The organism is Streptacidiphilus sp. ASG 303, assembly GCF_020991365.1.
Lineage (GTDB): Bacteria > Actinomycetota > Actinomycetes > Streptomycetales > Streptomycetaceae > Peterkaempfera.
Genome location: NZ_JAJLRA010000003.1, coordinates 213,685 through 232,795 on the forward strand (window position 1 = coordinate 213,685; position 19,111 = coordinate 232,795).

Genomic DNA, 19,111 nt, shown 5'->3' on the forward strand with positions numbered 1-19,111 from the left:
CGGCCCGCGGCCGCGCGGGCGGCGCGGCCGGAGGACCGGTGGTCCGGGCGGCTCGGTGTGCGCGTGCGGCGCGGCACCCCGGGCACCCGGGCGACCATCATCCCCTGAACCCCCGTCGGACCCGAAGTCGGCCCCTCGCCCGACGGTCCGGACCGGCGCACGCGTGTGCCCCCCGGGCGCACACGTGCAAGGACGCGGGAGCCGGCCGAACGGTTCCCGCGCCCGGCCCGCGCCGGGCCCGCGCCGGGTTCGCCCCGGGGTCCGGAGGCCGAAAGCACTGTCGGACCGTCGGAGGGCACTGCTAGCGTTCCGCCCCGTTGCCCTCGCGCGGCGCACCGGCCGCCCACGGGCTCTCCGGGGCGCCGCCGCGCCCGCACCTCACCACCTCACCGGGGGACCCCATGGACCAGCCCACGCCCGCGCCCGCACCCGTCGAGGCCGCCGCCGCACCCGCCCCGGCCGGCCAGGCCGCCGTCCCGCTGCCGCCGCCCTCCCCGTACCTCCAGGCCCCGGCCCCCGCGGCCGCCCCGGCCAACGTCGCGGTGGCCCTGGCCGCCGGCGCGGGCGCGATGGTGGTGAGCGCGCTGGTCTACGGCTTCGTCATGAAGACGACCGACCACGAGATCGGCTGGCTCGCCTTCGGCATCGGCGCCGCGGTCGCGTTCGCCCTGGGCAGGCTCGGCGGCCGCAACCCGGTCCTGCCGGTGGCCGGCACGGTCCTGGCGCTGCTGGGCGTGCTGCTCGGGCAGCTCTTCGGGGTGGCCCTCTACGCCCACCAGGAGCTGGGCTACGAGGTGACCGACCTCCTCGGCGGCAAGCTCCACCTGACCTTCGAGGCGTGGAAGGCCTCCCGGGGCGTCATGGACGTGATCTTCTACGGCATCGCCGGCTACGAGGGGTTCGTCCTGACCCGGCGCATCGGCTCCGCCGCCTGAGGACCGCCCCGTTCGCGCGGGCCCCCGCGCGTCCTGGGCGGTGTCAGTGGTTGTGGACGGTGTGCGGGGCGACGGTGACCTCGACCCGCTGGAACTCCTTGAGCTCCGAGTAGCCGGTGGTGGCCATGGCCCGGCGGAGCGCGCCGAAGAGGTTCATGGTGCCGTCGGGGGTGTGGGAGGGGCCGAGCAGGATCTCCTCGGTGGTGCCCACGGTGCCGAGGTCGACGCGCTTGCCGCGCGGCAGCTCCTCGTGGACGGCCTCCATGCCCCAGTGGAAGCCCCGGCCGGGCGCGTCGGTGGCGCGGGCCAGCGCCGCACCGATCATGACGGCGTCGGCGCCGCAGGCCACGGCCTTGGCCAGGTCGCCGCTGTAGCCCACGCCGCCGTCGGCGATGACGTGGACGTACCGGCCGCCGGACTCGTCCATGTAGTCGCGGCGGGCCGCGGCCACGTCGGCGACGGCGGTGGCCATCGGGACCTGGATGCCCAGCACGTTGCGGGTGGTGTGGGCGGCGCCGCCGCCGAAGCCGACGAGGACGCCGGCCGCTCCGGTCCGCATGAGGTGCAGGGCGGCGGTGTAGGTGGCGCAGCCGCCGACGATCACCGGCACGTCGAGCTCGTAGATGAACTGCTTGAGGTTGAGCGGCTCGGCGGCGCCGGAGACGTGCTCGGCGGAGACGGTGGTGCCGCGGATGACGAAGACGTCGACGCCCGCGTCGACGACGGCCTTGGAGAACTCGGCGGTGCGCTGCGGGGAGAGCGCGGCGGCGGTGACCACGCCGGAGTCGCGCACCTCGCGGATCCGCTGCCCGATCAGCTCCGGCTTGATGGGCTCGGCGTAGATCTCCTGGAGGCGTCGGGTGGCGGCGCGCTCGTCGGCGAGCGCGGCGACCTCGGCGAGCAGCGGCTCGGGGTCCTCGTACCGGGTCCACAGGCCCTCGAGGTTGAGCACGCCCAGGCCGCCGAGGCGGCCGATGGCGACGGCCTGCGCGGGCGAGACCACGCTGTCCATGGGGGCGGCGAGGAACGGCAGCTCGAAGCGGTAGGCGTCGATCTGCCAGGCGATCGAGACCTCCTTGGGGTCCCGGGTGCGCCGGCTCGGGACGACGGCGATGTCGTCGAAGGCGTATGCACGCCGGCCCCGCTTGCCCCGCCCGATCTCGATCTCGGTCACTTCGAGCCCTTCCGCTGTCTGCTGTTCGTCCCGGCGGGGCGCGTCGGCGCCCCGGCCGTACTCCAGTATCCCGGAACGGCGCCCGCCCGCCGCAGGAGGTGCGGCGGGCGGGCGTCGGCGCGGGGCGGGACCGGGGTCAGCGGCCCTGGTAGTTCGGGGCCTCGACGGTCATCTGGATGTCGTGCGGGTGGCTCTCCTTGAGGCCGGCCGCGGTGATCCGGACGAACCGGCCCTTGTCCTTGAGCTCCTGGATGTCGGCGGCGCCGGCGTACCCCATGGAGGAGCGCAGGCCGCCGATGAGCTGGTGGACGACGGAGGAGAGCGGGCCGCGGTAGGGGACCTGGCCCTCGATGCCCTCGGGGACGAGCTTGTCCTCGGAGAGGACGTTGTCCTGGAAGTAGCGGTCCTTGGAGTAGGACCGGCCCTGGCCGCGGCCCTGCATGGCGCCCAGCGAGCCCATGCCGCGGTAGGACTTGAACTGCTTGCCGTTGATGAAGAGCAGCTCGCCCGGCGACTCCTCGCAGCCCGCGAGCAGGCTGCCGAGCATCACGGTGTCGGCGCCGGCCGCGATGGCCTTGGCGATGTCGCCGGAGTACTGCAGGCCGCCGTCGCCGATCACCGGGACGCCCGCGGCGTGCGCGGCCAGGGCGGCCTCGTAGATCGCGGTGACCTGCGGGACGCCGACGCCGGCCACGACGCGGGTGGTGCAGATGGAGCCAGGGCCGACGCCGACCTTGATGCCGTCCGCACCGGCGTCGATGAGCGCCTGGGCGCCGTCGCGGGTGGCGACGTTGCCGGCCACCACGTCGACCCGGATGTTGGCCTTGACCTTGGCGACCATGTCGAGGATGCCGCGGCTGTGGCCGTGGGCGCTGTCGATCACCAGGAAGTCCACGCCCGCGTCGACCAGGGCCAGCGCGCGGTCGTAGGCGGCGTCGCCGACGCCGACGGCGGCGCCGACGATGAGGCGGCCCTCGGCGTCCTTGGCGGCGTTGGGGTACTGCTCGGCCTTGACGAAGTCCTTGACCGTGATCAGGCCCTTGAGGCGGCCCTCGTCGTCGACGAGCGGCAGCTTCTCGATCTTGTGGCGGCGCAGCAGCCCGATGGCGTCCTCGCCGGAGATGCCGACCTTGCCTGTGATCAGCGGCATGGGGGTCATGACCTCGCGGACCTGGCGGCCGCGGTCCGACTCGAAGGCCATGTCGCGGTTGGTGACGATGCCCAGGAGCTTCCCGGCGGCGTCGGTGACCGGCACGCCGCTGATGCGGAACTTCGCGCAGAGGGCGTCGGCCTCGCCGAGGGTGGCGTCGGGCCGCACGGTGATGGGGTCGGTGACCATGCCGGACTCGGACCGCTTCACCAGGTCGACCTGGTTGACTTGGTCCTCGACGGAGAGGTTGCGGTGCAGCACGCCGGCGCCGCCCTGGCGGGCCATCGCGATCGCCATCCGCGACTCGGTGACCTTGTCCATGGCGGCGGACAGCAGCGGGACGTTGACGGTGACGTTCCGGCTGATCCGGGACGAGGTGTCGACCTGGTTCGGGAGCACCTCGGACGCGCCCGGGAGCAGCAGGACGTCGTCGTAGGTGAGCCCGAGCATGGCGAACTTCTCGGGTACGCCGGCGGCGTTGGAGGACATGGATACCTTCCCGTGGTGGGCCCGACCGATCCGATGTGCGGAGTGGACGCGATCGCTGGGGGATGCGGCGGAGGGTTCGGAGGTCGTCCGGCCCGGTCCGCCCGCGCGTGCTCGCACCGGCACCTGCACGGGGCTGCTCGGGGGCGCTGGGGGCAGCTGGACCCTGCGGGACGCCGAGGGCTCCGCCCGGGCACCGGTACTCCATGCTACCGGGGCACGGAATGTTTTCCCGCGCCCCCTTGACAGGGCGCCGCTCCGTGGGGGCGCGGTGGCGCGTCCGCCGGGGACGGGACGCGGCAGGCGGGGCGTGCCGGACGGGGGCCGCGGCGGCCGGGGCGCGCCCCGGGCCGGGCCGGGTACAGGGGCCGGGGCGCTGCAGTGGGAGCCCCGCGGCCGGGCCGGGGCAGGGCGCGGGGCCCGGGCGGTGGGGCCGGAGGTCGGGCGGTGAAGTCGGGTGTCGGGCGGTGAGGCCGGGGGCTCAGGCGGTGAGGCCGGGGGCGTCCTCGGCCTCCTCGGCGAGCGCCCGGAGCCGGTTGAGCGCGCGGTGCTGGGCGACCCGCACGGCCCCCGGCGACATGCCGAGCACCTCGCCGGTCTCCTCGGCGGTCAGGCCGGCGGCCACCCGCAGCAGCACGAGTTCGCGCTGGCGCGGCGGAAGGCAGGCGAGCAGCTCACGGGCCCAGGCCGCGTCGCTGGAGAGGAGGGCCCGCTCCTCGGGGCCGAGCGACTCGTCGGCGGTCTCCGGGAGCACGTCGGCGGGGACGGCGGTGGACGCGGGTCCGCGCATGGCGGCGCGCTGCAGATCGGCGATCTTGTGGGCGGCGATGCCGTACACGAACGCCTCGAAGGGGCGGCCCTCGTCGCGGTAGCGGGGCAGGGCGCACAGCACGGCGAGGCAGACGTCCTGCGCCACGTCGTCGACGTGGTGGCGGGCCCCGCCGGGCAGCCGGGCGAGCCGCGCCCGGCAGTAGCGCAGGACCAGCGGGTGGACGTGGGCCAGCAGGGCGTCCGTGGCACGGCCGTCGCCCCGGGCGGCCCGGCCGACCAGCTCGCCGACCGCCGCCGACCGCTCGGCCGCGGCACGCTCCCCCGCCCGCCGGACGGGGAGGCCGCCCCGGCCGTCGCCGGCGGCGGGACGGGGCTCCGCGGGCCCCGGCGCCCCGGGCACGGGACCGGGGTCCGCATCTCCGGGGAGGGCTGCCTCGTCGTCGCGCATCGGTCCATGGTGCCTGTTCGACCGGGAGAACGCGGCACCGGCTCCGGACTTGTGCACCGGAACGTTATGCGCCGCACCGCCCTCCGCGGCCGCTGCCTGCGGTGCCCTGTCCGGCGGCTGGTCCCCGAGGTGCTCCATACCCCTATGGTGCGTCCTCGGGCGGCCGCTGACACCATCCCGTCGCGCCGGGGCCGCCGGAGCGCCGTGCGCGGACCCGCCGTCGTGCGGCGGTGGGGGGGCCGCGGGCCGGTCGGCGACCCCCGTCCTGCGGATGCTCAGCGGACCAGGCCCCAGCGGAAGCCCAGGGCGACCGCGTGGGCGCGGTCGGAGGCCCCGAGCTTCTTGAACAGCCGGCGGGCGTGGGTCTTGACGGTGTCCTCGGAGAGGAACAGCTCGCGGCCGATCTCGGCGTTGCTGCGGCCGTGGCTCATGCCCTCCAGGACCTGGATCTCGCGGGCGGTGAGCGTCGGGGCGGCACCCATGTCGGGGGAGCGCAGCCGGCGCGGGGCGAGCCGCCAGGTGGGGTCGGCGAGCGCCTGGGTGACCGTCGCCCGGAGCTCGGCGCGGGAGGCGTCCTTGTGCAGGTAGCCGCGGGCGCCGGCGGCGACGGCGAGGGCGACCCCGTCGAGGTCCTCGGCCACCGTGAGCATGATGATGCGGGCGCCGGGGTCGGCCGACAGGAGCCGCCGGACGGTCTCGACACCGCCGAGGCCGGGCATCCGGACGTCCATCAGGACGAGGTCGGAGCGGTCGGCCACCCAGCGGCGGAGGACCTCCTCGCCGTTGGTGGCAGTGGTCACCCGGTCGACGCCGGGCACGGTCGCCACCGCGCGGCGGAGCGCCTCCCTGGCGAGCGGGGAATCGTCGCACACGAGAACGGATGTCATGACCGCCCTCCGCTGCAGAACCGCGTCACGTTGAGCCTCCTGGCTGGTACGAATCGTCACCGACACGGCCAATGACGACGGGCTGCGTTCCCGACCGCTCGCATCCGTCGCGATCGTTCCCGGCGCCCGGCGCCCGCTAACCGCCTCCGCACTCCCAACGACCGTCACTCGAATGAGTTACGGGGTGACGGCAGCCACCTCCACCACTGTACGTGGTCGGGTCGTCACGGAGGGCCGCCCGCCACCGCCCGCGCGCCGCACCCGGCGGGCGGCGGGCCCGGCGTACTCCCAACGAGTGCACCCGACACCAGGACACGCCGCGACCTGTCGAGCCCCATTGGTCCGTTTTCGCGTGATTTGGGAGGGGCAAGCCTGTTGTGCAACTCTGTGGGCATCTTGTCCTATAGATCTCTGTAGGTCATATTTCCAGGTGTTCGCACTGACGCCCCGGAGCCTCGCCGCGACGGCCGACGACGCACCGGCACCGGAGCCCCAAAATCCTTGAGGGGATGAGCCATGGCCGACTTCTCTCGCCTTCCCGGCCCCAACGCCGACCTGTGGGACTGGCAGCTCTCGGCGGCCTGCCGCGGTGTGGACAGCTCCCTGTTCTTCCACCCCGAGGGGGAGCGCGGTGCCGCCCGCAGCTCCCGGGAGCAGGCGGCGAAGGAGGTGTGCATGCGCTGCCCGGTCAGGGCGCAGTGCGCGGCCCACGCCCTGACCGTCCGGGAGCCGTACGGGGTGTGGGGCGGGCTGACGGAGGACGAGCGCGAGGAGCTGCAGGGGCGGGCCCGGCACCGGCTGGTGGAGGTCCAGGTGGGGACGCCGGCCGCCGGCGCGCGCTGAGCAGCGTGGGTCACCGGTACTGCAGGATCGTTTCTGCAGAGGGTTCGCACCCTGCTGGATCGTTTCTGCTTCCCGGTGGCGACGGGCGCGCCGGGCGCAGGGAGGCGCCCGGGAGGCGGGCCTGAGGGCGGCGGGGGCACACAGGCAACGAGGCACAGGGCACGGGGCGGACAGCGGCGCGGGAGACGGGCAGGCGGCCGCGGGGGGCGGGTACGGGGGCGCGGGCCGGTCAGCCGGCGGACCGCCCGGCGCGCCCCGCGGCCGCGTCGGCCAGTCGGTCCAGCATCAGCCCCACCGCGGGCACCGCCGCGAGGTCGGGCAGGGTGAGCGCCACGACCTGCCGGGCCGCGGGCGGGTCCAGGGGCACCGCCGCCACCCCGGCGTGCCGCACCGACTCCAGCGCCAGGCCGGGGAGCACGGCCACCCCGAGCCCGGCCGCGACGAGGCCGACCACCGCCGGGTAGTCGTCGGTGGCGAAGTCGATCCGCGGCTCGAAGCCGGACCGGGCGCACAGCTCCACCAGGTGCCCGCGGCACTGCGGGCAGCCGGCGATCCACTGCTCCCCCGCCAGCTCGGCCAGGTCCGCCGGGCGGTCCGCGCCGCGCGCGGCCAGCGGGTGGCCGGCCGGGACCAGGGCCGTCATCGGGTCGTCCAGGAGCGGGCGCACCACCAGGTCCGACCAGTCGGTGGCGGCGGCCGAGGCGGCCGCCTCCAGCACCGCCTCGGCCCGCGCGGCGCGGGAGCCGTGGCCGGCGGACGGTGCGGACACCGCGGACACGGAGGGTGCGGCGGACGCGGCGGGCACGGCGGGGGGAAGGGGTGCGGCGGGTGCGTCCGGGTAGCGGAAGGCGAGCGCGACCTCGCACTCCCCGCCGCGCAGCATCGCCAGCGACTCCGGCGGCTCGGCCTCGACGAGGGAGACCCGGATCCCGGGGTTCCCGGCGCGCAGTTCGGCGACCGCCCGCGGCACCAGGGTGGAGCTCGCGGTGGGGAAGGAGACCAGCCGGACCCGGCCGGCGTGCAGCCCGGCGATGGCGGCCACCTCCTCCTCGGCGGCGGCGAGCCCGGCGAGGATGCCGTTGGCGTGCCGCAGCAGCGCCCCGCCGGCCTCGGTGAGCTGCATCCCCCGGCCGGAGCGGACGACCAGCGGCGTGCGGACGGACTTCTCCAGCGCCTTCATCTGCTGGCTCACCGCGGGCTGCGTGCAGCCGAGCTCGCGGGCTGCGGCGGAGTACGAGCCGGTGCGGGACACGGCGCGCAGGACCCTGAGATGGCGTGCCTCGATCACGCCCCCAGCATAAGCAGGTCTTGGGGGAAGGACCGGGGCCCGGCCGCGCCGCTTGGAAGCGGCGGGACCGGGCCCCGACGGTGTGCCCCGGGGGGCGTGCCTCAGTGGGAGTGGCCGTGGCCGCCGTGCGAGTGGCCCGCGGCGGCCGGCTCCTCCTCCTTCTTCTCCACCACGAGGGTCTCGGTGGTGAGGAGCAGGGAGGCGATGGAGGCGGCGTTCTCCAGGGCGGAGCGGGTGACCTTCACCGGGTCGATGACGCCGGCCTTGACCAGGTCGCCGTACTCGCCGGTGGCGGCGTTGTAGCCCTGCCCGGCGTCCAGCTCGGACACCTTGGAGGTGATGACGTAGCCCTCCAGGCCGGCGTTCTGGGCGATCCAGCGCAGCGGCTCGACCAGGGCGCGGCGGACGACCGCGACACCGGTGGCCTCGTCGCCGGACAGGCCGAGGCCGTCGGCCAGGACCTTGGCGGAGTGCACCAGGGAGGCGCCGCCGCCGGCGACGATGCCCTCCTCGACCGCGGCACGGGTCGCCGAGATGGCGTCCTCCAGGCGGTGCTTCTTCTCCTTGAGCTCCACCTCGGTGGCGGCGCCGACCCGGATGACGCAGACGCCGCCGGCCAGCTTGGCCAGGCGCTCCTGCAGCTTCTCGCGGTCCCAGTCGGAGTCGGTGGTCTCGATCTCGGCCTTGATCTGGGCGACCCGGCCGGCGACCTCCTCCGAGGAGCCCGCGCCGTCGACGATCGTGGTGTCGTCCTTGGTGACGGTGACGCGGCGGGCGGTGCCGAGCACGTCCAGGCCGGCCTGGTCGAGCTTGAGGCCGACCTCCTCCGCGATGACGGTGGCGCCGGTCAGGGTCGCGATGTCGCCGAGCATCGCCTTGCGGCGGTCGCCGAAGCCCGGGGCCTTCACCGCGACGGCGTTGAAGGTGCCGCGGATCTTGTTGACGACCAGGGTCGACAGGGCCTCGCCCTCGACGTCCTCGGCGATGATCAGCAGCGGCTTGGCGGCGCCGCCCTGCAGGATCTTCTCCAGCAGCGGCAGCAGGTCCTGGATCGAGGAGATCTTGCCCTGGTGGATCAGGATGTAGGGGTCGTCGAGGACGGCCTCCATGCGCTCCTGGTCGGTCACCATGTAGGGCGACAGGTAGCCCTTGTCGAACTGCATGCCCTCGGTGAAGTCGAGCTCCAGGCCGAAGGTGTTCGACTCCTCGACGGTGATGACACCGTCCTTGCCGACCTTGTCCATCGCCTCGGCGATCAGCTCGCCGACCTGCGGGTCCTGGGCGGACAGCGCGGCCACGGCGGCGATGTCGTCCTTGCCCTCGATCTCGCGGGCGACGCCGAGCAGGTGCTCGGAGACGGCGGCGACGGCCGCGTCGATGCCCTTCTTCAGGCCGGCGGGGCTCGCGCCCGCGGCGACGTTGCGCAGGCCCTCGTTCACCAGGGCCTGGGCGAGCACGGTGGCGGTGGTGGTGCCGTCGCCCGCGACGTCGTTGGTCTTGGTGGCGACCTCCTTGACGAGCTGCGCGCCAAGGTTCTCGTACGGGTCGTCCAGCTCCACCTCGCGGGCGATGGTCACGCCGTCGTTGGTGATGGTGGGCGCACCGAACTTCTTGTCGATGACGACGTTGCGGCCCTTGGGGCCGATCGTCACCTTCACGGTGTCCGCGAGCTTGTTGACGCCGCGCTCCAGCGAGCGGCGGGCATCCTCGTTGAACTGCAGGATCTTCGCCATCAGTACGTCTTTCCCTCTCAACAACCGCGCCCCGGGCCCCGGGTCTCTTGGACACGGATCCCGGGGCGGGTCACGACTCTGCGGTCAGCGTCGGAACTACTTCTCGATGATCGCGAGGACGTCGCGAGCCGAGAGGACGAGGTACTCCTCGCCGTTGTACTTGACCTCGGTGCCGCCGTACTTGCTGTAGAGCACGACATCGCCGACGGCGACGTCCAGCGGGAGACGCTGGCCGTCCTCGAAGCGGCCCGGGCCCACAGCCAGGACGACGCCCTCCTGGGGCTTCTCCTTGGCGGTGTCCGGGATGACCAGGCCGGAGGCCGTGGTGGTCTCGGCGTCGAGCGGCTGGACCACGATGCGGTCCTCGAGCGGCATGATGGCAACCTTGGTGCTGGCGGTCGTCACGTCCGACCTCCCCCTTCGGAGATCTCACGGGGTTGTCTATAGGTAGGTGGCGACCTGGCCGGTCCGTCGTCGCGGGTGCCGGACCTGCCTCGTCGCGTTAGCACCCTCCTGGGGAGAGTGCCAAGGACGACCATAGGGGGCGGTTAGCACTCAGTCAACCAGAGTGCCAACCAGTGGCGGCTGCGGGTGCGTGGCCGGGGAGGGCGGCGGGGGCGGGCGGGGGGCTGCCCCCGCTTCTGCGGGTGGGGAGTTGGGGGCGCGCGGCGGGGCCTCCGGTCCGGTGCGGGGGCCGGGAAAGCGGTTTTCCCGCCGGGCGTGTCGTCCGGGAGGGGACCGGCCGGGCACAGCGGGATGCCGGGGGCGGGAGGCCGGGTCCCCGGGAGCCGGGGCGGGCCGGGCGGCGCACGGCCGGGCGGGCGGTGCGGGGCGGGCCGGGCGGGGCGGGAGAATGGGCGGGTGGAGATCGCGACGCTGCTGACCGACGAGGGCCAGGACCTGCTGGAACTGCTGCGGGACCACGACCCCGGGCAGGAGCTGGCCCTGGCGACCCGGCTGCGCCGGGAGCACCCCGCGGAGCTGGTGTCGGCCGCGCTCGGCCAGGCGCGGCTGCGGCAGCGGGCCCGGGCGAAGTTCGGCACGGACGCGGACCGGATGTACTTCACCGCCGACGGCGTGGAGCAGGCCACCCGCACCTCCGTCGCCGAGTGGCGGGCCCGGCGCTTCGCGGAGCTGGGGGTGCGGCGGCTGGCCGACCTGTGCTGCGGGGTGGGGGGCGACGCGGTGGCGCTGGCCCGCGCCGGCATCTCCGTCCTCGCCGTGGACCGCTCGCCGGAGGCCTGCGCCGCCGCGGAGGCCAACGCCCGCGCGCTGGGACTGGCCGATCTGGTCGAGGTGCGGTGCGCGGACGTCGCCGACGTGGACCTCGCGGGCTTCGACGCGGTCTTCACCGACCCGGCGCGCCGGGGGGCCCGGGGCCGGATCTTCGACCCGGAGGCGTACTCGCCGCCGCTGTCCTGGGCGGTGGCCGCGGGCCGGCGCACCCGGTACGCGGCGCTGAAGGTCGCCCCCGGGATCCCGCACGAGGCGGTGCCGGAGGACGCCGAGGCGGAGTGGGTCTCCGACGGCGGGGACGTCAAGGAGGCGGTGCTCTGGTTCGGCACGGGGGCGGCGCAGCCGCACCGCGCCACGCTGCTGCCCGGCGGCGCCACGCTGACCGGCGGCCGGCTGCCCGACGTGGCGGCGGGCCCGGTGCGGCGGTACCTGTACGAGCCGGACGGCGCGGTGATCCGGGCGCACCTGGTGGCCGAGGTCGCGGAGCAGGTGGGGGGCGCCCTGGTCGACCCGGCGATCGCCTACCTGACCTCCGACGCGCTGGTCCGCACCCCCTTCGCGACCGCCTACGAGGTCACCGACGCGCTGCCCTTCAACCTCAAGCGGCTGAGGGCGCTGCTGCGGGAGCGGCGGGTCGGGACGGTCGTGGTCAAGAAGCGGGGGTCGGCGGTGGAGCCCGAGGAGCTGCGGCGCAGGCTGCGGCCCGAGGGGCCGGAGTCCTGCACGGTCTTCCTCACCCGGGTGGCGGGGGCGCCGGCGATGCTGCTGGGGCACCCGGTCTGAGGCCCCGCCGGGGCCGGGGGGCCGGGGGGCCGGGCGCGGACGCACCGCGGCCCGGACCGGCGGGGTCCGCCGGTCCGGGCCGCGGGGGCTCAGCGCCGGGTCAGGCGCTGCGCGCCGGAGAGGTCCGGGGCGGTCAGGCCCCGGTCCCCGGCGCCGGCCGGGGCGGTCCCCACGGCGGCGGACCGGCTGACGGCCGCGCTCATCGGGACGGCGCCGGCCGGGTAGTACGCGGACTTGTACCAGGAGCCGTCGGCGCTGACCGCGGTGCCGATCGAGGCGATCACCCCGGAGGGCACCTCGTTGAACGGGCTGATGACCACCGGCTGGTTGATGCCCGCGGCGCGGTTCACCAGGTAGTTCCACGTCGGGCCGGGGAGCGCGGAGGTGCCGCTCCACAGGAGCGGGCCGAAGCGGTTCATCGCGGCGCCGGCACTCATCCCGGCCTGCCAGTCGTTGCTGGGGGCCAGGACCACGTTGGTGGACCAGGACCACCAGAAGGAGGCCAGGTTGGCGGCGATCGCCTCGTGGGTGGTGCCGCCGATGTACCAGTAGTCCAGGCTGCCGGGCCAGCGCGGCATCATGTTGCGGTCGTAGGCGCTGAACAGGGCCTGCTTGGCGTCGTAGCCGACCGGCGTGATGTGGCTGGTGCCCGGGTTGAGCCCGTTGAGGTACGAGGCGACCGAGGAGGTGAGGCTGCGGCCGTTGGTGAGGACCACCACGGCGCGGTTGCCCGCGGAGGCGCCGGCCGCGGCGGCGGCCGCCAGCGCCTCGTGGTAGTCGGTGCCGGAGGCCAGGAAGACCCACGTCGGCGCGCTGGTGGACGCCTTGGCGACCGCCACCGAGGTGGACCAGCGGTCGGCGCCGGCCAGCCGGACCGGCCGGTAGCCGAGGGCCTGGACCTGGCTCGCGACCTTGCTGCCGAGGATCTGGGTGCCGCCGACCAGGTAGACCGTCGCGCCCTTGGGGAGGACGCGGCGCAGCTCGGCGGAGGCGCCGGCGGCGAGCGAGCCGCCGCCGGTGCTGAGCACCGGGCCCTGCTTGTACCCCGCCAGGGCGGGGGCGGTCAGTCCGTAGGGGGCCGAGCCGCTGTTGACGAGGACGGCGCTCTTCGCGGCCAGGAGGCCGGGCACGTGGATGCCGCCGGCGGTGTCCCACGTCCAGCGGGAGGCGGCGACGTTGGTGGTGGTGCTGCCCGAGCCGTAGACGCGCTGGACGTAGTTGTAGCGCAGGGGCTGCCAGGCGACGTCGGTGAGCCCGGCGCTGTTCGGCACGGCGGCGGTGCCGCCGGTGCCGGGGGTGAGCACGGCCAGGCCCGCACCGCCCGCGTAGGCGATCCGGTCGCCCTTGGGCGACCAGGCGGGGTGCGTGTGCTGGACGCCGTCCGAGGTGAGCTGCTTCAGCCCGGTGCCGTCGGCGGAGACCGAGAACAGCTGGCGGACGCCGGCGACGGTGCGCACGAAGGCGACCTTGGTGCCGTCCGCGGAGAGCGAGGGCTGGTAGGCGTCGGAGGCCAGCTTGCGGAAGGCGTGGCTGGTGCCGTCGTACAGCCAGACCGCGGGCGCGCCGGTGTGGGAGCAGTCCGGGCCGGTGCGCACGAAGGCGAGCAGGCGGCCGGAGCCGCTGGGCTGCGAGTCGCAGCCGTCCTTGTCGGCGGCGAGGAGCGGCTGCGGCCAGGTGGAGCCGTCGGACGCGCCGACGTACAGGCGGCCGCCGGTCTGGAAGACGACGGAGTCGCCGTTGTACCAGAAGGTCGGGTCGGCGACCCGGCCGCCGCCGCCCTTCTGCGCGATGAACTGCTCGTACTTGCCGTCCTGGCGGATCGTCACCAGGCGGTTGTCCTGGTACGCGTCGACGAGGACCGCCCGGCTGCCGTCGGGCGACCAGGCCGGGGCGCTGCCCGGGCGCAGGTAGCCGTAGCCGGAGCCGCCGGGCCAGGTGCGGAAGAGGTTGGAGCCGTCCGAGCCGAGCAGGCGGCCGTCGGAGGCCGGCCACGAGCCGGCGGCCGCCGCGGGGGCGGCGGACAGGGTGAGCGCACCGGCGGAGACCGCCAGGACGGAGGCGAGCGCCGCGGACGCGCGGCGCAGGCGGTGGTTCAAAAAGGACCCCCAGGGGATGGTGCGTGCGCGGGGCACGCGGGCACTGGGCCGCCGGACCGCCCGCGTCGCGCGGGCTCGCGCGGAGGGAGTCCTCCGCGACGGCGGCGTCAGGAGCCTAGTGGTACAGACCTGTTCCGGGGAACAGGTATTCGGGTTTTCCGGGGTCAGCCGGTGGCGCCCGCGTGCCCGTCCGGTGCGGGGAGGTAGTCGTCGAGGCGGCCGACGGCGAAGCCCTGGCCGCCGATCCGGCGCAGCAGGGCCGCGAACATCTCCGTCATGGTGCGGTGCTTGAGCTCGGCCGGGCCGCGGAAGTGGACGAGGACGATGTCGCCGGGGTGCAGCCTGCGGCCGGGGTCCTGGTACTGCATGTCCCTGATCTGCATGGACTCCCTCCAGAGCACCAGGGCCCGCAGCCCGCACGCCCGGACCGCCTCCAGGGTCGCCGCGTCGTAGGCGCCGTACGGGGGCCGGAAGAGCGTGGGCGCGGCGCCGTACTCGCGGGTGAGGCGGCGCTGCTGGCCGCAGATCTCGGCCCGCTGGGCGGCGGCGCCGAGGCCGGGCAGGTACGGGTGGGTGAGGGTGTGGTTCTGGACGGTGTCGCCGAGCGCCTGGATGCGGCGGAAGTAGCCGTAGTCGGGGCGGATGGCCGCGTCCGTGAGGAACATCGTCACCGGCACCCGCAGCTCGCGGAGCATCCGGACGAACTCCGGGTCCTTCTCCGTGCCGTCGTCGATCGTGAGGAAGACGACCCGGTCGCGGGTGGGGATGCGGCTGACGACCGGGACCGGCCCGGCGCCGGTGCGCCTCGGCGGCACGGGCGCGGCGGGCGGCGGGGGCGCCGGGGGGAGCGGCGCCAGGCCCCAGGCGCGCCAGAGCGCGGCGCGGCGCCGGGCCTCGGCGGCGGGAGCCGGGAGTCCGGCGCGGGCCGTGGTGGCGGGTGCGGAGGCGGACGGGACGGGGGCGGACGGGGCCGGGCTGCGGCCCGCTCCCCCGCCGCACGCCGCCAGGGAGGCGGCCAGGGCTGCGGCGGCGGCCGCGGCGGCGGCGCGGGTGCTCCTGCGGGCGGTGCCGGGCACGGCTGCTCCTCCTCGTGGTCGGCGGTACCTGGAGGGACGTCCGCGGGAGGCGAACGGTTGTCCGACCGGAGGGATCCGGGCGTGCGGATGCCCGGCCGCGGCGGCGGCCGGGCAGGGCGGAGGCACGGGACACGGGCCGGCGGCCCCCGGGGAGCCGGCCGTCGGGGGGACCGAGGTCGGGCGGCCGGCGGTCACGGGGCCGGGAGCAGGGGGCCGGGGATCAGGGGTAGCTCTCGACCCGGCGGAAGCGCCAGCGGTGCGGCTCCCGCCGCAGCAGCCCGGCGGGCGGGTCCGGCAGTTCCGGCAGGGCGCGCTGCTCCGGCTCCTGCGCGGCGCCCGGCGCGGCCGACCACCAGGTGACCACCAGGACCCGGTCGTCGTCCGCCGTGAAGACCTCGGCCCGCTCCAGGCCGGCGACGGAGTCGGTGAGGTCGGGCAGGGCGTGCTGGAGCACCCAGTCGAGCAGGACGGCGCCGCGGCCCTCGGCCGCCCGCGCCTCCCACATGAGGGTGGTGGTCATGCCCCGCCTCCCAGGGAGTGGTGGGCGTGCGCGTGCACGGCGCCGTGCGGGTCGGGCACCGAGACCTCGGTGACCGGGAGGGACGAGTCGGCGGAGAGGTCCAGGGCGGAGGCGTCGCGCCCGCGCCGCACCATCTCGGCGCCGAGCGCGGCCACCATGGCGCCGTTGTCGGTGCACAGGCCCGGCCGGGGCACCCGCAGCCGGATGCCGGCCCGCTCGCAGCGCTCCTCGGCCATGGCCCGCAGCCGGGAGTTGGCCGCCACGCCGCCGCCGATCATCAGGTGGTCGACGCCGTTGGCGCGGCACGCCTTCACGGCCTTGCGGGTGAGGACGTCGGTGACGGCCTCCTGGAAGGAGGCGGCGACGTCCGCGACCGGCACGTCCTCGCCGGCCCGCCGCTTCTGCTCGACCCAGCGGGCGACGGCGGTCTTCAGGCCCGAGAAGGAGAAGTCGTACTCGGGGTCGCGGGGGCCGGTGAGGCCGCGGGGGAAGCGGATCGCCTCCGGGTCGCCCTCCCGCGCCATCCGGTCGACCACCGGGCCGCCGGGGAAGCCGAGGCCGAGCACGCGCGCCACCTTGTCGAAGGCCTCGCCGGCCGCGTCGTCGATGGTGGCGCCCAGCGGCCGCACGTCGGAGGTGATGTCCTCCGTCAGCAGCAGCGAGGAGTGGCCGCCGGAGACCAGCAGCGCCATGGTGGGCTCGGGCAGGCGGCCGTGCTCCAGCTGGGAGACGCAGATGTGCGAGGCCAGGTGGTTGACGCCGTACAGGGGCTTGCCGAGCGCGTACGCGTACGCCTTGGCCGCGGAGACGCCGACCAGGAGCGCGCCGGCCAGTCCGGGACCGGCGGTGACGGCGATGCCGTCGAGGTCGGCGGCGGTGACGCCGGCTTGGTCCAGGGCGCGCTGCACGGTGGGGACCATGGCCTCCAGGTGGGCGCGGCTGGCCACCTCGGGGACGACGCCGCCGAAGCGGGCGTGCTCGTCGACGCTGGAGGCGACCGCGTCGGCGAGCAGGGTGGTGCCGCGGACGACGCCGACGCCGGTCTCGTCGCAGGAGGTCTCGATGCCCAGGACAAGGGGCTCGTCAGCCATGAGTGGTGCTTCCTCGGTCGGCGGGTTCGGCGGGTCCGGCGGCTGCCGGGGGTCCGGCGGGGCGGGGGTGTGCGGGGTCGGGCAGCGGGGCGTGCGCGGGGTCCTCCAGGCGCATCACCAGGGCGTCCACGCCCGCGGGCTGGTAGTAGTTGCGGCGCACGCCCACCGGCTCGAAGCCGAACCGCTCGTACAGGCGCTGGGCCCGCAGGTTGTCGACGCGGACCTCCAGCAGCAGGTCGGCGCAGCCGCGCCGTCCCGCCTCGCGGACGAGGTCGGCCAGCAGCAGCGAGCCGAGGCCGCTCCCCCAGTGCCCGCGGGCCACCGCGATGGTCTGCACGTCGCCCTCCGCGCCGACCGCCATCAGCCCGGCGTAGCCGGCGACGCGGCCGGCGGTGTCCTCGGCCACCGTGTAGTGGCGGGTCGCACCGGGGTGGCGGGTGTCGGCGAGCTCGGACCAGAACATGCCCGCCGACCAGGCGTCCTCGGGGAAGAGCTCCCGCTCCAGCTCCAGCACCGGCGCGATGTCCCACCAGCGCATGGGCCGCAGCAGCACTCCGGCCGGACCGCTCACGCCGGCAGCACCGCCTTGTACCCGGCGGGCACCTGCGCGTCCGGGCGGCGCAGGTAGAGCGGGACCGGCGGCAGCAGGTCCCCGCCGGCGGCGAGGCGCTCGGCGGCGTGGGCGGCGAGGTGCCCGGCGGAGACGTGCTCGGGGCCGCGCGCGCCGGTGAGGACGCCGGCGTGGAGCAGCGCCCCGGCGCCGACGGCGGGCGCCCCGGCCAGCCGGTCGGCGATGTCGGCGGGCCGGTCGACGTCGGGACCGGAGACCCGGGCGCCGTGCTCGTCGTAGGCGGCCCAGTAGACCTCCTTGCGGCGGGCGTCGGTGACGGCCGCGAAGGGGCCGGTGACGCCCTCCGCGCGGGCGGCGCGCGCCAGCCCGTCGAGGGTGCAGACGCCGTGGACCGGGATGCCGAGGGCGTGGCCGAGGGCGGCGGCGGTGACCAGGCCGACCCGCAGCCCGGTGTACGGGCCGGGGCCGACGCCGACCGCCAGGGCGGTCAGGTCCCCCTTGGCCGCGCCGGCGTCGCGCAGCACCCGGTCGATCGCGGGCAGCAGCAGCTCGCCGTGGCGCCGGGCGTCGATCCGGGTGGACTCGGCGACCACGGTCGTCCCGTCGTGCAGGGCGGCGGTGACGGCGGGGGTGGCGGTGTCGAAGGCGAGGAGGAGCACGGATCCAGGTTAGAGCGTCCCGGGCGGACCCTGTCCGGGCGTCCGGTCCGGACGTGCGGCCCGGACGTCCCGGACGCGGCTCCGGCCGGGCGGCCGGTCCGCCCGGCAGGTCCGCGCGGCCGGTCCGCGCGGCAGGTCCGGCGGCACGTCCGCGCGGCCCGCCGGGACGACTCGTACGGCCGTGCGGCGCCGGGTCGCGGCGGAGCGCCCGGAGGGTGCTGGCACGATGGGACACGACAGGCGGCAGAGGACGAGGAGCGCTCGTGGCGAAGATCGGTTCGGGGACGGTCGTCACCGGACTCACCCTGGGGGCGATGGCGGCGGTCGCGGCCCTCGCGGTGCAGGCGCAGGGGACCGGGCGGAAGGCCGCCCCGGCCTCTCCCCCGCCGCCCTCCGGAGCCTCGGCGTCCCCCCGCCCGGGGGCGGCGCAGGCCCCGCCCGTCCCGGCGCTGCCCGCCGCCTCGGGCACCGGCCGCCGGGTGGTCTACTCCCTCGGCGCCGACCGGGTGTGGCTGGTGGACCCGGCGCGCACGCCGCAGGTGGTGCGGAGCTTCCGGGTGCGGCCCAGCGCCGTCGACCCGGCGCCCGGCACCTACGGCGTCTTCTCGCGCCGCCCGGCCGTCACCGGCTCGGACGGGCGGCCGATCGAGCACGTGCTGCTGTTCGCCCGGTCGTCCGGGGTCCCGGTGGGGTTCAGCGCGGCGGTGGACGGCAGTCTGCCGACGCCCGTCCCGGGGAGCCGCACGGGCGGGATCCGGGAGACACGGGCGGACGGCGCCGCGCTGTGGCGGTTCGCCCCGCTGCAGAGCCGGGTCGTGGTGGTGCCCTGACGCCGATGCCGCCCTGACGCGGTGGTGCCCTGACGCGGTGGTGCCCTGACGCGGTGGTGCCCTGGCGCGGTGCCGCCCTGGCGCGACGGTGTCCTGACGCGAGGGTGGACCGGCGCGCGCGGACCGGCGCGGCGGCCGGTCACCGGCGGTGATCGGCGGTGACCGGCGGTCCCGCCGGTGCGCGGGCGCGTCAGGCGGCGCTGCCGACCGGGTCCGGGTCGAGCGGGCCGGGGTCGAGCGGGTCCGGGTCGGTGCCGGGGGCGGGTGCGGCGGCGGGGGGCGTGGAGACGGCGGCCGCGGCGGCGCAGGAGGCCAGGAGCTCCCGCGTGCAGACGGCGGGCGCCTCGGGCGTCCCGGCGGCGGCGCGCGCGGGCGGGGCGGGCCGGGGCTCGTCCGCACGGTCCGGCGGGGTGCTGCTCGACATGGCGCCTCCCGGAGTTAGGTGCACCTAACCGCTTGCTCCATGTGACCATGCCTTCCCCGGAGGGCGCAACAGCATGCGGACGACGTGTCGGCGCGGCCGCCCCGGCCCGC

The 19,111-nt window shown here is 76.0% G+C and carries 18 protein-coding genes; 4 read left to right on the forward strand and 14 right to left on the reverse strand.

Annotation, left to right across the window (positions count from 1 at the left end; all coding sequences use genetic code 11):
• Positions 1-401: 401 nt before the first annotated feature.
• Positions 402-935, forward strand: a complete 534-nt coding sequence (locus tag LO771_RS05755; protein ID WP_230648667.1) for a hypothetical protein — start codon at positions 402-404, stop codon at positions 933-935.
• A 43-nt stretch (positions 936-978) separates the two neighbouring features.
• On the opposite strand, the gene LO771_RS05760 is transcribed toward LO771_RS05755, so the two are convergent.
• The 4 genes from LO771_RS05760 to LO771_RS05775 form a co-directional block, all read right to left on the reverse strand.
• Complete coding sequence (locus tag LO771_RS05760) at positions 979-2,109, reverse strand: GuaB3 family IMP dehydrogenase-related protein (RefSeq protein ID WP_230648670.1); 1,131 nt, start codon at positions 2,107-2,109, stop codon at positions 979-981.
• A gap of 136 nt (positions 2,110-2,245) precedes the next feature.
• Entirely contained in the window at positions 2,246-3,748 is a 1,503-nt protein-coding gene (gene guaB / locus LO771_RS05765; RefSeq protein ID WP_230648673.1) for an IMP dehydrogenase, read from the reverse strand.
• A gap of 478 nt (positions 3,749-4,226) precedes the next feature.
• The gene (shbA, locus tag LO771_RS05770) at positions 4,227-4,964 is read right to left on the reverse strand and encodes an RNA polymerase sigma factor ShbA (RefSeq protein WP_230648676.1); all 738 of its coding nucleotides are present in this window, start codon (positions 4,962-4,964) and stop codon (positions 4,227-4,229) included.
• 275 nt (positions 4,965-5,239) lie between these two features.
• On the reverse strand, positions 5,240-5,851 hold the full coding sequence (locus LO771_RS05775) for a response regulator transcription factor (RefSeq protein WP_014136228.1): 612 nt from the start codon (positions 5,849-5,851) through the stop codon (positions 5,240-5,242).
• A 516-nt stretch (positions 5,852-6,367) separates the two neighbouring features.
• Here LO771_RS05775 and LO771_RS05780 point away from each other — a divergent pair.
• On the forward strand, positions 6,368-6,694 hold the full coding sequence (locus tag LO771_RS05780) for a WhiB family transcriptional regulator (protein WP_230648678.1): 327 nt from the start codon (positions 6,368-6,370) through the stop codon (positions 6,692-6,694).
• Between the two features lie 229 nt (positions 6,695-6,923).
• Here the strand turns inward: LO771_RS05780 and LO771_RS05785 are convergent, their stop codons facing one another.
• The 3 genes from LO771_RS05785 to groES all read right to left on the reverse strand — a co-directional run bounded on the left by LO771_RS05785 (position 6,924) and on the right by groES (position 10,120).
• Positions 6,924-7,982 (reverse strand): LysR family transcriptional regulator, encoded by a 1,059-nt coding sequence (locus tag LO771_RS05785; RefSeq protein WP_230648680.1) that lies wholly within the window; start codon positions 7,980-7,982, stop codon positions 6,924-6,926.
• A 101-nt stretch (positions 7,983-8,083) separates the two neighbouring features.
• Positions 8,084-9,715 carry a chaperonin GroEL gene (groL, locus tag LO771_RS05790; RefSeq protein ID WP_230648683.1) on the reverse strand — a complete coding sequence of 544 codons (1,632 nt, stop codon included), beginning with the start codon at positions 9,713-9,715 and terminating at the stop codon, positions 8,084-8,086.
• A 96-nt stretch (positions 9,716-9,811) separates the two neighbouring features.
• Positions 9,812-10,120 (reverse strand): co-chaperone GroES, encoded by a 309-nt coding sequence (groES, locus tag LO771_RS05795; RefSeq protein ID WP_230648686.1) that lies wholly within the window; start codon positions 10,118-10,120, stop codon positions 9,812-9,814.
• A gap of 456 nt (positions 10,121-10,576) precedes the next feature.
• On the opposite strand from groES, the gene LO771_RS05800 reads away from it, so the two are divergent.
• Positions 10,577-11,734 carry a methyltransferase domain-containing protein gene (locus LO771_RS05800; RefSeq protein WP_230648689.1) on the forward strand — a complete coding sequence of 386 codons (1,158 nt, stop codon included), beginning with the start codon at positions 10,577-10,579 and terminating at the stop codon, positions 11,732-11,734.
• An 89-nt stretch (positions 11,735-11,823) separates the two neighbouring features.
• Here LO771_RS05800 and LO771_RS30570 read toward each other — a convergent pair whose 3' ends face one another.
• From LO771_RS30570 to tsaB, 6 genes are all read right to left on the reverse strand, one after another.
• Positions 11,824-13,866 (reverse strand): cell wall-binding repeat-containing protein, encoded by a 2,043-nt coding sequence (locus tag LO771_RS30570; protein ID WP_308188844.1) that lies wholly within the window; start codon positions 13,864-13,866, stop codon positions 11,824-11,826.
• Between the two features lie 128 nt (positions 13,867-13,994).
• Positions 13,995-14,906 (reverse strand): polysaccharide deacetylase family protein, encoded by a 912-nt coding sequence (locus LO771_RS05810; protein WP_230648692.1) that lies wholly within the window; start codon positions 14,904-14,906, stop codon positions 13,995-13,997.
• Positions 14,907-15,126: 220 nt separating this feature from the next.
• A complete protein-coding gene (locus tag LO771_RS05815; RefSeq protein ID WP_230648695.1) occupies positions 15,127-15,426 on the reverse strand; it encodes a hypothetical protein in 300 nt (99 codons plus the stop codon).
• The gene (gene tsaD, locus LO771_RS05820; RefSeq protein WP_230648697.1) at positions 15,423-16,517 is read right to left on the reverse strand and encodes a tRNA (adenosine(37)-N6)-threonylcarbamoyltransferase complex transferase subunit TsaD; all 1,095 of its coding nucleotides are present in this window, start codon (positions 16,515-16,517) and stop codon (positions 15,423-15,425) included. Before tsaD ends, LO771_RS05815 begins: the two co-directional genes overlap by 4 nt.
• Complete coding sequence (gene rimI, locus LO771_RS05825; protein ID WP_230649072.1) at positions 16,510-17,055, reverse strand: ribosomal protein S18-alanine N-acetyltransferase; 546 nt, start codon at positions 17,053-17,055, stop codon at positions 16,510-16,512. Before rimI ends, tsaD begins: the two co-directional genes overlap by 8 nt.
• A gap of 29 nt (positions 17,056-17,084) precedes the next feature.
• Complete coding sequence (gene tsaB, locus LO771_RS05830) at positions 17,085-17,747, reverse strand: tRNA (adenosine(37)-N6)-threonylcarbamoyltransferase complex dimerization subunit type 1 TsaB (protein WP_230648700.1); 663 nt, start codon at positions 17,745-17,747, stop codon at positions 17,085-17,087.
• 263 nt (positions 17,748-18,010) lie between these two features.
• Between tsaB and LO771_RS05835 the strand changes: the two genes are divergently transcribed.
• On the forward strand, positions 18,011-18,577 hold the full coding sequence (locus LO771_RS05835) for a hypothetical protein (protein WP_230648703.1): 567 nt from the start codon (positions 18,011-18,013) through the stop codon (positions 18,575-18,577).
• Between the two features lie 190 nt (positions 18,578-18,767).
• Here LO771_RS05835 and LO771_RS05840 read toward each other — a convergent pair whose 3' ends face one another.
• Positions 18,768-19,001 (reverse strand): hypothetical protein, encoded by a 234-nt coding sequence (locus LO771_RS05840; RefSeq protein ID WP_230648706.1) that lies wholly within the window; start codon positions 18,999-19,001, stop codon positions 18,768-18,770.
• Positions 19,002-19,111: the final 110 nt, after the last annotated feature.